The sequence below is a fragment of the Schumannella sp. 10F1B-5-1 genome (assembly GCF_006517535.1).
Lineage (GTDB): Bacteria > Actinomycetota > Actinomycetes > Actinomycetales > Microbacteriaceae > Schumannella.
Genome location: NZ_VHQH01000245.1, coordinates 1 through 263, shown reverse-complemented (window position 1 = coordinate 263; position 263 = coordinate 1). Strand labels below are relative to the sequence as shown.

Below are 263 nucleotides of genomic sequence, written 5' to 3'. Positions count from 1 at the left end.
AGCTTGCCCTCCTCGTTGTCACCGAAGTGCTCGAGGTTGTAGTTCATCGTGAACGACTGGAACACGGCGCTCGCCTGCTCGACCGCGCGGTCGCCCAGGTCGTCCTTGAAGGTCGCCAGCGCGTTCGTCGGGACGGTGTCGATCACGTCGACGTTGTCCGAGAGCAGGTCGGCGTAGGCGGCGTCCTGCGTCGCGTAGACCTTGAAGTTCAGGCCGCCGTTCTGCGCCTTGCGCGGGCCGGTGTAGCCGTCGTTCGGCACGAG

General features: G+C 65.8%; 1 protein-coding gene. It reads right to left on the bottom strand.

The features are described 5' to 3' along the window. Nucleotides 1-263: ABC transporter substrate-binding protein (locus FJ658_RS15575; protein ID WP_370454823.1), on the bottom strand; the 263-nt coding region annotated here is incomplete at both ends.